The organism is Celerinatantimonas yamalensis (assembly GCF_046054155.1).
GTDB lineage: Bacteria > Pseudomonadota > Gammaproteobacteria > Enterobacterales > Celerinatantimonadaceae > Celerinatantimonas > Celerinatantimonas yamalensis.
In genome coordinates this window covers 1-13,671 of sequence record NZ_JBEQCT010000012.1, presented here as the reverse complement: position 1 = coordinate 13,671, position 13,671 = coordinate 1, and the positions used below count along the sequence as shown (strand labels likewise).

The window sequence follows — 13,671 nt, the reverse complement described above, 5'->3', positions numbered from 1 at the left end:
GCTGAAGTCAATACCGCAACAATGATCATCATATTAAACTCGCTGCTAATAAATCGATTCAGCAGGGGAACTTTGCTGCTAAAAAGCGTGTATTTTGGTGATAAACAGCACAAAATACAGCGGCATTTTTGGCATAATGACGTGAGATGGCGTTCTTCTTTAGCGTTTGTTGTAAGATCGAAGCGATGTTGGGAGATACGACTTGACACACAAGCCCGATAAAATCATCAGAGAACAGTAGGCCGTTCTTTTTGCGAGCATGAGTTTGATGAACTTCTATATGTGTATCCTGTGATGCACCAGTGATGTGTTTGATCAGGCGAATTTCTCCCTGGAGTTGAGAATGAAATCAAATCTGCTTGATAGCAGCCAACACGATCAAGTGATTAACGAATGCGTTGCTAATATTTGGGAACATTCTGTTGATTTAATGTTTATTATGGCTGTGGAAGAAAATGGCGAATTTTCACTTTACGATAATAATCCAGCATCGCGCGAAATCATGGGAATTGCTAACGACGCGCCTATTCACCGTTTAAATATCCGCCAAACGTGGAGCGATGATATTGTGGAGGGGTTATATGCCACCTATCGCAAAGCCATTGCTGCGCACAGGCCTATTTCGTTCGAACAATTCGCGACACATTATGACAAGAGTATTTTTGTTAATACGCTGTTTGTGCCGATCTTTGATGAAAATGACCAACCTCTTTTTGTCTGTGGGGTAAGTCGGGATATCTCCGATATTAAAGCGGCGGAACAGATGGCTTTAGATGCCAATGCTAAGCTCCATGAGTACAGCCAAGCACTGGAAAACGTGAATAAAGATTTGGACGCTAAGGTAAAAGTTCGCACTCAAGAACTAGAGCGAACCACGCAAGAGCTGGAGGTTGCTCTTGAGGCAAAGTCATCATTTGTCGCTCGAATGAGCCACGAAATTAGAACACCCATCAATGCGATGGTTGGATTGTGTAACCTGCTTAAGAAAACGGGGCTCAATGAGACTCAGCATGATTATATTGACAAAATCATTGACTCGGGGGAGGTACTGACTCGACTCGTCAACGATATTTTGGATGTCTCCAAGCTTGAAGCTGATATGCTAACTATTGAGCAGATTGAGTTCGATCTCGAGCAAATCATGCGCCAATCGGTCAACATCAGTAATTTTAGTGCCTATGAAAAAAACTTGGAGCTGGTGTTACAAGTCGACCCTAACGTGCCAGCCAAGCTGATTGGTGATCCATTGCGTATTCAGCAGATCGTGATCAACTTAGTTAGTAATGCGATTAAATTTACCGAAAAGGGCGCAATATCGCTGCACGTCGGTGTTCAACCGAGTGAACATAAAAAGCAAATCGTACTGTGCTTTGATGTTCAAGATACTGGCATTGGTCTTTCACAAGAGCAACAGATGAATCTGTTCCAGTCCTTTTCTCAGGCTGATGGCAGTATTACCCGTAAATATGGCGGCAGTGGTTTAGGGCTATTTATCAGTCAAAAAATCGCTAATCTGATGGGTGGCAAAATCACTTTAGCAAGTGAGCTGGGCCAAGGGGCGTGTTTTACGGTTCGTATTCCGCTAGGTGTGGTGCAAAGTATGCCGATGGTTGCTCGTTATCATCAAGGGCAGGGGCATCGCGTGCTGGTGGTTGATGATCTTGAGCTTTCACGCAAAGCGTTGCATGGTTTGTTGAGTGAGTTGGCATATCAGGTCGAAGTCGCTAGGAGTGGTTTTGAAGCAATCGATCTGATTGCACAAGCTGTGGCTGAAAACCACCCATTTAGTGTCATTTTGTTAGATTGGAAAATGCCGCAGATGGACGGTGTGCAAACCTCGCGCAAAATCAAAGCGCGATTTAAAGCGCAGACACCGCCTATTTTGATGATCTCCGCCTATGAAAAACAGGCTATTCAAGAGCATCTTCAGTCAGGGTTGATTAGTAACTTTATCGAAAAGCCTATCTCGCCATCCTCATTATTTGATGCGGTGGAGACGATGCTCAATCATCATCCAGTTTCACAACCAAAGCTCCCAGAAAAAGGCTTAGAGTTATCCGATTATCGCATCCTACTCGTTGAAGATAATACAATTAATCAACAGGTTGCACTTGGGTATTTGGAAGATTCAGGCATTCAAGTTTTGGTGGCGGGCAATGGCGAAGAAGCCCTAGAGATATTGGCTCATCAGCGCGTTGATTTGGTGCTGATGGATATCCAAATGCCAAAGCTCGATGGCCTGTCAACCACGGAGTATTTACGAAACAAAATGCAGTTCACCCAACCGATTATTGCGATGACTGCCCATGTCAGCGAAGGGGCGATCAATGAATGCCTGAGTTGTGGAATGAATGCCCATATTGGTAAACCTATCAATTCTATGGAGCTCTACCAAGTGTTGGTGGAGTATCTTGATCTGAGTTTACCCGAATCAAATACAGTGCACTCTGCAGTGGTCCATAAATACCCTCAAGCGGGTTTGATCAGCCAATTAACTGACTTGGATCTACTCGATGTTCCCGCCGCGTTAAAACAACTGCGCCATCGCGACGATCTCTATCTCTCCTTGGTTGAAACTTTCTATAAGCAATACGCCAAGCGCCAGTTTGTGGATGAAATGATGATGATGACCCGCGAAGAATTAGCGGATACGGCGCATGCCATTAAATCGAATACGGCTTATATCGGCGCATTGTCTCTGTCATCACAATATGCTGTTTTAGAGCAGCAATTGCGTCAAGAACAAGAGATCGCTGACCCAGTGGTATTATTTCGTGAGTTAGAGCGGTTGATTTCTTTACTTGAACCGCTATTTTCGCAAGAGGTTGGTACGGTTGCGATCTCGCCAGAAGATAAGTGTAAATTATTCAAAGAGTATTTGGGTAATCTACTCGTTCAGTTGGATCATTCCGATTTTGCTGCTGAGTCGACATTACGAGCGATTCAATCATTGATGAAAAACTGCCCAGAACAATCTGATATTGATGAAATTATGAATTATGTTGAGGCGATTGAATTTGAACAAGCGTTCACCATTGCTAAGCAAGTCTATGATAACTTGCCATAATAAAATGTAGCAGTTGGGAATACTGTGCCTAATCATCCGTTGATGGGACGGCCTTTATTGATGTTTTGATGGCACTCAATTGTACTGAATGAGTGTGATGATACAAATAATTGAGCAGTTGCTGAGTTATGTTGGCTTGTGTAAAGTAACATATATCTCAAGTGGTTGTACGAATGTGCCCAAGAGAGTGTCTGTCTTTCATTGGATTTGTGGCAGGGGAGATTAAAGTGAATTGATGATCGCTAATCAATTTATTTTTGCCAATGTATGGCTACCTCACTCACTGAGCTGGTCCGTTTTTGTCTGCGTGGATAGTTATGATGGATTTAATCACGATATATGGATATATATTATGAAACGTTCCTATTCAATCACTGCGATATCTGAGTAGAGATAACTAATCTATGCAAATTGATACGAGAGTAGAACCGGTGCAACGAGTATTAATTGTTGACGATGAAGTCATCAACCTGAAGGTACTCAGTAACTTGCTTCGTGATGAAGTGAAAGTCGTGTTGGCCAAAAGTGGTGAACAAGCCATCCATCGGGTCAAAGAATGCCCCCCAGATCTCATTATTCTTGATGTTAAAATGCCAGGGATGGACGGCTTTGAAACATTATTGGCGCTGCGGCAAATTGCAGCGGTAGCGCAGGTTCCTATCATCTTTATTACGGGTATGAGTGATGACCATTATGAAGAGAAGGGGTTATTGCTCGGCGCGGCCGATTATATTTTTAAGCCATTTCATCCAGGCATTGTCAAAGCGCGTGTTCATACGCATCTGCAACTAGCTCGTCAACGGAATTTATTAGAGCAACTGGCTAATCGCGATAGTCTCACCTCTTTGGCGAATCGGCGCTACTATAAGAAGTTCTTACAGCAAGCATGGCTGAATGCTTCACAAGCCCAAGAGCCTATTTCATTGGCCATTTTAGATATTGATAACTTTAAGCAATATAACGATCACCATGGGCATGATGAAGGGGATAAGTTATTGCAGAATGTTTCGGCTTTGCTCGAATCGCATTTTTGCCAATCACGACAATTGATCTCTCGATTTGGCGGCGAAGAGTTTGTAGCGTTGATGCCTGGGTTATCGCAGCTCCAAGCGCGGGATTTTATTGGCGAAGCGGTGGCTATAGTGGCTTCAGATAGTGACGTGACCATCAGCGCTGGCGGTGCTTCATGTGTGCCATCTGATACATATACGAGCTCTGACTTATTCTCGCAAGCTGATAAAGCGCTGTATCTTGCCAAAGACAACGGGAAAAACTGTGTGGTTTGGTCAAGCGAATATTTTGCTTAGTTTGGCTGTCGGCAGCAGTTCTAAGCTAATGCTTATTAGCTTCTTGGTGAGTTTTCGTGCCTTGGCTTGATCGATAAGTAATCAAACTCACGCCGAGTAATATCAGGCAACTGCCCAACAGTGTGGTCAGCGAAAGTGACTCGGCAAAGAGCCAATGAGCGCTCATAGCCACTAAGATATAACTGATACTCAGACACGGATAAGCTACTGATAGCGGCAGTTTAACCAGCGCTAGCATCCAGCACCCCATCGACAGGGCGTAACAGGTTAACCCCAACAGTACCCACGACAGAGCATGCCAGTGCATTATTAGCCGCTGCAAATTGAATAGTAGTTGCCAAGACAGCGGTGGTAGCTCGCTCATGCCAAGTTTCATGGTGAGTTGAGCGATGGTAACCAGCAACACACTGGCAGCGATAGCGAACCAAGACTTTGTCATAGATGACCACCTAAAATGACCACACCGATCACCACACATATTACTCCGAGCCACTGACGGCGATTGACCGATTCCTGAAAGAGCCAGCGCGATGCAAGCATTACCAGCACATAGTTAAGGCTTAGCATGGGGTAAGCAAGGCCAACGGGTAGTTTTTGTAAAACAGCCAGCCAGCATAATGCACCGAGCCCTAAACAACCTATAGCCGCTATTAAAGCCCGCCAGTGGTGTGAACCACTGACGGCTTGTTTTTGCAGAAGTTGGCCGCTGGTTGTTAGTAGCAACGTGAGGCCGAGTAAAACAATAATCATGGGTGCTGCTGATAAATGTACAGATAGAAGCGACCATCATTAAATTTTAAAGTGGGTGCGGGCAATTTGCTAAACAACTCGTCATTCGCGTTGGCATGCATGGCTAAGACCACCTGTTGGTGTTGACGACGGATGGCTAACGCATCGGCAAATTGAGCATAAGTGTAGTAGCGTTTTTTGGCGCTATGCTTCACGCCATAATGCAATTCACCATAGCTATTTAGCAGGTCAATATCACTACGATCAAGCTGCCAACCGATATCACCAATCAATGAGACCGAATTGGTCACGACCCAAGCATTGGGTTTAATCATTGTTAAGTATTGGGTATAAAAAACTTGGGGTAGTTTGCTGTTCACCACCTTGCTCGGTAAGGCAAAGGGGATACAAAAAAATAGTGCTAGCGGTACCGCAGCTAAATAGTGAGCAATATTTTTACCGCGTTTGAGACCAATCAGTGGTACTACGGCCCACCAGATAAAAATAGCCAACCCGAGCACAAAACCGCTTGTTTCAGCAGAATGATACAAGGTGCCTTTGCCGACCCATCCAGATTGGGCAACCAGTAGCGCCACACCAAGCAATATCCCTAATCCAACATTGATCCATGCGGTTACACGCAGTACTCGGCTGTTGGACTTAATCAGTTCATATAATCCACAACCTATTAGAATGGCCAATGGCATGAACAGAGGCAAAATATAAGTCAGCAATTTGCCCTTGGCGATCGACAATAAGATCAGCGGCAACACAAAACAGCAGGCTTGATAGAGAAAAAATGAGCGATGGGTTGGGTCACCGAGGCTCTTTTTAATCGCACTTGGTGCTAAAAAGCACCAAGGCATTGTGGCGGGTAATAGCAGTGGGATATAGAACCAAAACGGATGGATATGCTGGGCATTGTTTGCGGCAAAGCGGCGAATATTTTCATTCCAAAAGAAAAAATTCCAATAATCAGGCGCGTGAATCGCCACTGCAATCGCCCATGGTAGCGAGATGAGTATCGCGGCTAACATCGCTATCCAGCCGTAGATTAAGACTTGAGGCAAGCGGCGTATCATGGTCATAAAAGGAATGATGGCGATCACTAACATCGCGAGGCCGACAAAGCCCTTGGTCATAAAAGCAGCGCCGCAAAAAAGACCAAATAATGCATAGCGGCCGAGTAATTGCCTGCGAGTTTGTGAGCTCATTGCATAATAAAAACTGGCAAATGCCGCGCTCATCCACAGTGTGAGTTGGCTGTCGAGAGTGTTATAAGTCCCCACGCCAAATACCAGTGGGCAGGTGAGATAGACTAATGTTGAATAAAAGGCTTTGCCTTCGTTTTTAAGGGCTTTGACGACAAATAGATAGAGGATCAGTGCCGTTAGGCCAATACTCAGTGCTGGAGCAATGCGTGCGGCAAAATTAGTGTGGCCGAAAATTAACTGGCCTAGGTTGTTCATCCAGTAACCTAGCACTGGTTTTTCAAAGTAATGCATCCCCATAAAATGGGGCACAATCCAACTACTTCCTGAAATCATCTCGCGACTAATTTCCGCGTAGCGGGTTTCATCGGGCATCCAAAATGGATGCATGCCCAGTGGCAAAAGATACAATGCGATAAAGCCAATTAGCAATACCCATTTATTTTCAATACGACGCATGATGTTCCTCTTGTTCACCTTGCCAACCAACCCAACCTTCTCGTCCGGGCAATGGGCCGCGGCGAACTGATGTAGTGATGCTCGGGGGAGTTAGAGTCAATAACTCACGCAAGCTCAGCGGTTGGATCTGTCGTTGCTTAAATTGTTCTAAAAGCTGCTCAAACTGCTCGCTCATTACAATCCCTTCAACCTCAGCATGGATGGTATAGATAGCGAAGGGTTGGTTTTCGATGGCGTCACAGATAAAAGGGTTGAACTGTTCGATGGTACATTGTCCACCCACGACTTCATCAAAGGTCGGTACACTGACCGGTAACTGGGCACTGCCTGGGTGACCATCACTACAACGCGGATAAAACGGGGCGCTGCCACGACAATCACTATTGTAGTCAAAATTAAATTGCTCTTTGAGATCGATGACGCGTTGATCGGCTCGCCATCCCGGAGCGGCACTCGTGCGCACGGGTTCACCCAAAATATGACTCAATTCGTCATAGCCACGCTTGAGTTGCTCGAGCATCTTGTCATCACTCCAGCGTTCAGTATTGGCTTGCCAGCCGTGGTGATCCCAAGCATGTAGGCCAATCTCATGACCTTGCTTTTGGGCCGCGAGTATGGCGTCTGTGGCATGTTTGCCAATGAGGCGGCCAGGCCAGCAGGTACCTGCTAGGAGAATGTCCAACCCATACAGACTAGCAGCGTTTGAGCGTAAGCATTTGAGCAAAAACCGAGGTTTAATCAGTCGCCACAGATGGCGGCCCATATTGTCAGGGCCGACTGAAAAATAGAAAGTAGCACGGATGCCGTGGCGCTCAAGGATCTCTAATAAACGAGGGACCCCAACTTGGGTCCCTTTTAACGTGTCTACGTCAATGCGCAGCCCGACTGGTTTCATGAGGCCGGATCCTGAACAACCGTTGTTTGTATGAAGTAATCGAGGGTTTTCTCGATCGTTTCATCCATATGGATCGTTGGCTGCCACTCGAGCAGTTTACGCGCATTGCTGATACTTGGGCGGCGATGTGAGACATCTTGATAGCCATCGCCGTAGTAGCTGCGACTCTCGACATCTTTAAAACCGGCAAATGGCGGGAAATTACCACGCAGCGGATGCGCTTCAAACTTAGCCAATAAGGTTTCGGCTAGCTCACGAATGCTTGCTTCATTATCTGGATTGCCGATGTTGATGATCTGCCCATCACAGCGACCATTTTTGTTTTCGATCACGCGAAACAGTGCTTCGATACCATCATTAATATCGGTGAAGCAACGTTTTTGCTCACCGCCATCAATGAGCTGAATTGGCGTGCCTTCAATCAGATTTAAGATCAACTGTGTAATCGCCCGAGAGCTGCCAACTCGCGCTGAGTCCAAGCTATCTAAACGTGGCCCCATCCAGTTGAACGGACGGAACAAGGTAAAGCGTAATCCATCCTGTTTACCATAGGCCCAAATGACTCGGTCCAGTAACTGCTTAGACACCGAATAGATCCAGCGCTGCTTGTTAATTGGGCCGACAATCAGTCGTGAAGTATCTTCATCAAACTGCTCATCATCACACATCCCATAAACTTCAGAGGTTGATGGGAAGATGATGCGTTTATGGTATTTCACGCAATAGCGTACAATTTTTAAGTTCTCTTCAAAGTCCAGCTCAAAGACGCGCAGTGGATTGCGAGTGTATTCGATAGGCGTTGCAATGGCGACAAGCGGCAAAATGACGTCACATTTTTTGATGTGATATTCCAGCCATTCGCTGTGAATGCTAATATCCCCTTCAACAAAGTGAAAATGTGGATGTTCCAGCAATCGTTCAATGGCACTGGCACTGATATCCATGCCATAGATTTCATAGTGATCTTCGCGCAGTAACCGTTCAGTTAAGTGGTTACCAATAAAGCCGTTTACTCCAAGGATCAACACCTTGGTCCGTTTTTGATGTGCATGCATTGCCGCTTTTGTGCCTAATCGCATGCCTTGCGCTAAGCTCATTTCTTGGCTGAGCTGAGCTGCGCGCAGATATAATCCGCCTTCACTTTGGCCGGCTTCAATTTGCAAAATGCCATCCCCGCAGGCGATTTGAAGCGGGTGAGTACTCAAAATGGTGCCAGGTGCGGCAGTCGAAGCCTGTTCAATGGCTTTGCCTTCCCAGATCAAAAGTTTGCGATCGCCGATAAAGCTGAAGGCACCAGGGTAGGGTTGGGTCACGGCGCGAACGAGGTTAGCGATCTGCTGGGCACTTTGTTGCCAATCAATTTTTCCATCTGCTGCACTGCGGCGACCAAAATAGCTCGCTTGGGTATGATCTTGCGGCGTATGCGTGGCGCTGCCATCGAGCAATTGTGGCAAAACAGTTTGCAATAAGCTGTCGGCGGCCTGATTGATTTTGCCATGTAAGGTGAGGGCTGTATCGTCAGGGGCAATTGTGACCGCTTGTTGGGCGACAATATCTCCTTCATCGGCGCGGGCGCTCATTTGGTGCAGTGTCACGCCAGTTTGTGACTCGCCGCGAAGTAGTGCCCAGTTGACTGGTGCTCGGCCACGATATTTAGGCAACAACGATCCATGCAGATTGTAAGCGCCTTGACTGGCACAATCGAGCAACGTCTGACTGAGCATATCGCGATAGTAAAATGAGAAGATAAAATCAGGCTGCATGGCCTGAATGCGCTCAATCCACAGCGGATGGTTCACGTCATGGGGGGCATAGACTGGTAGGTTGTGCTGAGCACAGACTTGGGCGACTGAGGCAAAAAATAGCTGCTCATTTGGCGCATCGGTATGGGTGAATACCGCCTCGATCTCAACACCTGCCTTGATGAGCTGATTGATACCGGTACAGCCAATATCGTGATAGGCAAAAACGACTGCTTTCATATTAATTATTCTCTTGTGAATTAGGAGTATTCAGCGGATTTTGACGAATAATCTGCTGAATGAAATAGCGAGGTCTCGCCCTGACATCGGTGTACATGCGTCCGATATACTCACCGAGTAACCCCATCCCTACAAATTGTGCGCCGATAAAAATGAATAACACGGCAAAGAGTGTAAAAACGCCATCGCCGGCCCATTGTGGACCATTGAGCAGCCGCAGCGCTAAGAGTAAGAAGGCAAACAAAAAGCCCAGTCCTGCTATTACGCTGCCGACTAAACTTAATAGTCGCAGTGGCGTTGTCGTCATGCAGGTGATTAAGTCGAACATCAGATTAATCAACCGCATAAAACCATATTTGGACTCACCGTATTCGCGTTCAGCGTGGTCCACATCAATCTCCGTGGTGCGACGCGCAAAGCTGTTAGCCAAAATAGGTATAAAAGTACTGCGCTCATGGCACTGTAACATCGCCTCAATAATATGGCGGCGATAAGCGCGCAGCATGCAGCCATAATCGTTCATCTGTACCCCAGTTGCGCGGCGGACGGCCCCGTTAATAATCGCAGACGGCAACCGACGAAAAATTGAATCTTTGCGGCGACGGCGTACTGTGCCAACGACATCAAAACCGTTGCAAGCGGTTTCGACTAAGCGCGGTATCTCCTCGGGTGGATTTTGCAAATCGGCATCCAAAGTAATGATCAAATCGCCGCTGGATTGTTCAAAGCCCGCCATTATCGCGGCATGTTGTCCATAGTTTCGATTGAGTAAAATGCCGACAAAGTGGCTATCTGGCTGATTGGCTGCTTGTTGAATTAAGTCAGCAGAGCCATCGCTACTACCATCATCGATTAGGATGATTTCGTAATCTTGGGTGAGCTGGGCACACGCGCTTTGAGTGCGTTCAAGCAGCTCGGGCAAACTTTCCTGTTCATTAAAAACAGGGATAACCACAGATACGGAGGTGATATCTTTTTGCGCTAACACAATAATTAGTTCTCCAGTATTTCATTGATGGCGGTGATAACCCGAGTGACATCGTGTTGAGTCATATCAGGGAATAAAGGTAATGAGCATAATCGAGTTGAATTCCACTCGGTGTTGGCTAGCGAGACATCAGGGAAGCGCTGGCGATAGTATTGTTGATGATGGATGGCGCGAAAATGGATCCCTGAACCGATATTGCGCGTTTTCAGCGCCTGCATAAACTGTTCTCGATTGATGCCGCAGCGTGTTTGGTCAACGCGAACAATCATCAAATGCCAAGCGTGTTGGTGTGGGTAGGTCGGCACTTGTAGCGGTTGCAGTGGGGAGCCTTGGAAGGCATCAAGGTAGTGTTGGGCTAATTCGGTACGTTTTTGGTTGATGTCACCCAAGCGAGCAAATTGTCCCAATGCTAACACGGCATTCATATCGGGCAGATTATATTTAAACCCTGGGATAATCACTTCGGCCTGTGGCTTGCGCCCTAGCGTGTCTCGGTCAAAGGCATCGACGCCTAAGCCATGAAAGCGCAGCATCCGCAGTTTTTCTGCTAAGTCATCATTATCAGTGACAATCACGCCGCCCTCTGCACTCGTGACATTTTTGATGGCATGCAAAGAGAAGATCGCCGTTCCTGTTTGGCCGATTATTTCATCGCGATAATGGGTACCAATGGCGTGAGCGGCATCCTCAATTAAGGGAACTTGGTGGCGCTTAGCCAATGTTCGTAGCGCATCAAGATCAGCGGGCGCGCCAGCATAATGCACCGGAATAATGGCGCGAGTATTAGGCGTGATGGCCTGTTCAGTTTCGGCGACGTTTATCATCAACGTGTTTGGATCAACATCGACAAATACCGGTGTAGCGCCCAATAAACAAATCACATTGGCTGTAGAAACCCATGTTTGCGAAGGGGTAATGACCTCATCGCCAGGGCCAATACCAAGTGCTAGCAAGGTGAGATGCATGCCTGCGGTCGCTGATGAAAGCGCAATTGCATGGCGACATCCCAGATAATCACAATAAGCTTCTTCTAAGGCATTTGTTTTCGGACCTGTTGTGATCCAGCCAGAACGAAGCACTTGTGCGACAGCATCAATATCTGACTCACTAATTGCGGGACGAGAAAATGGAAGAAACTCTGATTGCATTACAATATTAACTCCATGACTGGCTATCCATCAGTGTAGATCAAGATGCTCTATGGATGGTGCGACTGAGTAAGTTATTTATTAGTTTTTTAGGGAAAACAACTTATCAGAGCAAATCCCTTTAGTCACCAATAACTGACTAGTTGAATACAAATATGAGAGAGCATAACCATAGCGATATAAATATTTTGTGAAAAGCTAGCATTTAAATGCTTCGAGGGGTTATAAGTATTTTATGGAATTTTTATTAAAATTTTATGACAATCAATAAACTGCAGTGAGTGGAGTTCACGTCCAATGGGCTACCCGCCGCTAGTGCGGGTGTTTTTCTCAGAAGGTTGAGCATTGTGCTATAAAAAGTCAGTCAAAGCGCTGGGCATCTGCCCAGCAACTTTTTTCGCGAATAACGACTAGTACTTAGTACTGCGAATTTTTTAAGATGCGCTCACCATAGATGCCATTTTCAGGGATCGGTTTATAACTGGAGTTGGCTGCGCGCATCACTCGAATGCCTTCAGCTCCAGCTTTTCGGGCTGAGATGATATCGCCATCGGCATCACCGTAGTAGATCTTGATGTTGTGGGCTTTAATATAAGGTGTTTTGGTGTATGTGGTATGGCTAGATCCTGCAAAAATGACCGCATGCATCTTTTTCACATGAAAGACTTTCTTTAAATAGTCGGTGGTAAAATGACATTTAGATGGCGTACGGCCGGTAATAAAATAAATGTCATCGCCGCGTTGTTGGTGCATGGCAATTAGCTGCTGAGCAATATGCTTAGGCATACTAAACCTATCCCATCCACAGTTCGCTTTGTCCCAAAATTTTTGATTCTTCAGATAGCTATAGCCATTAGGTGAGAACTCTTGTTGGCCACGATAAAACACTGGCGAACTAAATAAACTGGTATCGTCGATATCAAAGCCAACCGCGATGGGGCTTTTACCTTTTAACTCATTTTGGATATCGGCGACCGAGATCATGGTCAGCCCTTTCGGAATACCGGCATTGAGTAGTTCGATGGTCGAGTAACCTTTGTGCGTACCGGGCGTTTTAGGGTCGGCATGTGCCGCGCTGAACAAGGTATATGTAAGTAATGCTGTAGCTGTTAATAATGTGTGGCGCAAAATGTCATCCTTTTCAATTTACTTAACGTTGATCCGTGCCCCGCTGGAATTGACTCCCTAGGGTGGGTGACCAAGCCTCACCGGGGCTTCCTAATGATACCATCACTATAAACTGCTTTAGTCAAAATGATCAATGCCGCGTAGTTCTGTCGGCCATGGAATAAAATTTCGCGTGGCAGTGCATGATTTCAAGCTGATGGAGCTCCGCGAGTTCCTTGCCTTTGCCAAGCGCTGTGAATAAGTAAATGGTCAGATTAAGTGGCGTTAGTTAATAGACAAACAGCTTTCTCATCCATAAATGTATTCAAGTGATACGTTACTTGCCGACCCTTGCTGATCTTCAGTTGGATGATGGTTATAGCGAGTCGACTAATAAAAGGGATTCAATGGGACAGGCTAGCCAAAACATTGTTTTGGTTTTCTGCAGGGATTAAATGCACACCACTAATCTGTAATGGATTGAAATTGTTGCCTGCAGAACTCAATGACCACACTTTAGGGTGTGTTGACGTTTCTCTACTTTGCTATTTGTGGGCAGTAAACAACCGAGCAAGAAGTTGCTCAGCTGGGCAACTTCTTGCTCGATCTGGGCAACTTCTTGCTCGATGGTTGTTTTATCATCAACTCTGTTTTTACCATTGGTATAAAAAACAATGCCTTACAATTTATAAAAAGTTGGCATGGATGTTGTTTTACTCTTTAGTGTTTCATCAATAAACTATTAAAGAGGATCACATCTCATGCCAACACCTTGTTA

General features: G+C 45.9%; 10 protein-coding genes. 2 read left to right on the top strand and 8 right to left on the bottom strand.

Annotated elements, in window-relative coordinates:
* Positions 1 to 343: 343 nt before the first annotated feature.
* Together ABUE30_RS17540 and ABUE30_RS17535 are read left to right on the top strand one after the other, a co-directional pair.
* Entirely contained in the window at positions 344 to 3,067 is a 2,724-nt protein-coding gene (locus tag ABUE30_RS17540) for a response regulator (RefSeq protein WP_408625138.1), read from the top strand.
* 404 nt (positions 3,068 to 3,471) lie between these two features.
* Positions 3,472 to 4,374: a diguanylate cyclase domain-containing protein gene (locus ABUE30_RS17535; protein ID WP_408625137.1), complete on the top strand. Its 903-nt coding sequence runs from the start codon at positions 3,472 to 3,474 to the stop codon at positions 4,372 to 4,374.
* 25 nt (positions 4,375 to 4,399) lie between these two features.
* On the opposite strand, the gene arnF is transcribed toward ABUE30_RS17535, so the two are convergent.
* The 8 genes from arnF to aphA all read right to left on the bottom strand — a co-directional run bounded on the left by arnF (position 4,400) and on the right by aphA (position 12,917).
* Positions 4,400 to 4,813 carry a 4-amino-4-deoxy-L-arabinose-phosphoundecaprenol flippase subunit ArnF gene (gene arnF, locus ABUE30_RS17530; protein ID WP_408625136.1) on the bottom strand — a complete coding sequence of 138 codons (414 nt, stop codon included), beginning with the start codon at positions 4,811 to 4,813 and terminating at the stop codon, positions 4,400 to 4,402.
* Positions 4,810 to 5,124: an EamA family transporter gene (locus tag ABUE30_RS17525; protein WP_408625135.1), complete on the bottom strand. Its 315-nt coding sequence runs from the start codon at positions 5,122 to 5,124 to the stop codon at positions 4,810 to 4,812. The genes arnF and ABUE30_RS17525 overlap by 4 nt, the downstream gene beginning before the upstream one ends.
* A complete protein-coding gene (arnT, locus tag ABUE30_RS17520; RefSeq protein ID WP_408625134.1) occupies positions 5,121 to 6,773 on the bottom strand; it encodes a lipid IV(A) 4-amino-4-deoxy-L-arabinosyltransferase in 1,653 nt (550 codons plus the stop codon). Before arnT ends, ABUE30_RS17525 begins: the two co-directional genes overlap by 4 nt.
* Positions 6,760 to 7,668, bottom strand: a complete 909-nt coding sequence (gene arnD, locus ABUE30_RS17515; RefSeq protein ID WP_408625133.1) for a 4-deoxy-4-formamido-L-arabinose-phosphoundecaprenol deformylase — start codon at positions 7,666 to 7,668, stop codon at positions 6,760 to 6,762. Before arnD ends, arnT begins: the two co-directional genes overlap by 14 nt.
* The gene (gene arnA / locus ABUE30_RS17510) at positions 7,665 to 9,650 is read right to left on the bottom strand and encodes a bifunctional UDP-4-amino-4-deoxy-L-arabinose formyltransferase/UDP-glucuronic acid oxidase ArnA (RefSeq protein ID WP_408625132.1); all 1,986 of its coding nucleotides are present in this window, start codon (positions 9,648 to 9,650) and stop codon (positions 7,665 to 7,667) included. The genes arnD and arnA overlap by 4 nt, the downstream gene beginning before the upstream one ends.
* A 1-nt stretch (position 9,651) precedes the next feature.
* Positions 9,652 to 10,638: an undecaprenyl-phosphate 4-deoxy-4-formamido-L-arabinose transferase gene (arnC, locus tag ABUE30_RS17505; RefSeq protein WP_408625131.1), complete on the bottom strand. Its 987-nt coding sequence runs from the start codon at positions 10,636 to 10,638 to the stop codon at positions 9,652 to 9,654.
* Positions 10,639 to 10,643: 5 nt separating this feature from the next.
* Positions 10,644 to 11,786: a UDP-4-amino-4-deoxy-L-arabinose aminotransferase gene (gene arnB / locus ABUE30_RS17500; RefSeq protein ID WP_408625130.1), complete on the bottom strand. Its 1,143-nt coding sequence runs from the start codon at positions 11,784 to 11,786 to the stop codon at positions 10,644 to 10,646.
* Between the two features lie 417 nt (positions 11,787 to 12,203).
* Positions 12,204 to 12,917: an acid phosphatase AphA gene (gene aphA, locus ABUE30_RS17495; RefSeq protein ID WP_408625195.1), complete on the bottom strand. Its 714-nt coding sequence runs from the start codon at positions 12,915 to 12,917 to the stop codon at positions 12,204 to 12,206.
* Positions 12,918 to 13,671 lie beyond the last annotated feature (754 nt).

Bases quoted from the DNA above. Each gene is read 5' to 3' on its own strand.
- arnD (WP_408625133.1), bottom strand. From the start codon at position 7,668: ATGAAACCAGTCGGGCTGCGCATTGACGTAGACACGTTAAAAGGGACC.
- ABUE30_RS17535 (WP_408625137.1), top strand. From the start codon at position 3,472: ATGCAAATTGATACGAGAGTAGAACCGGTGCAACGAGTATTAATTGTT.
- arnB (WP_408625130.1), bottom strand. From the start codon at position 11,786: ATGCAATCAGAGTTTCTTCCATTTTCTCGTCCCGCAATTAGTGAGTCA.
- ABUE30_RS17540 (WP_408625138.1), top strand. From the start codon at position 344: ATGAAATCAAATCTGCTTGATAGCAGCCAACACGATCAAGTGATTAAC.
- arnA (WP_408625132.1), bottom strand. From the start codon at position 9,650: ATGAAAGCAGTCGTTTTTGCCTATCACGATATTGGCTGTACCGGTATC.
- ABUE30_RS17525 (WP_408625135.1), bottom strand. From the start codon at position 5,124: ATGATTATTGTTTTACTCGGCCTCACGTTGCTACTAACAACCAGCGGC.
- arnT (WP_408625134.1), bottom strand. From the start codon at position 6,773: ATGCGTCGTATTGAAAATAAATGGGTATTGCTAATTGGCTTTATCGCA.
- arnF (WP_408625136.1), bottom strand. From the start codon at position 4,813: ATGACAAAGTCTTGGTTCGCTATCGCTGCCAGTGTGTTGCTGGTTACC.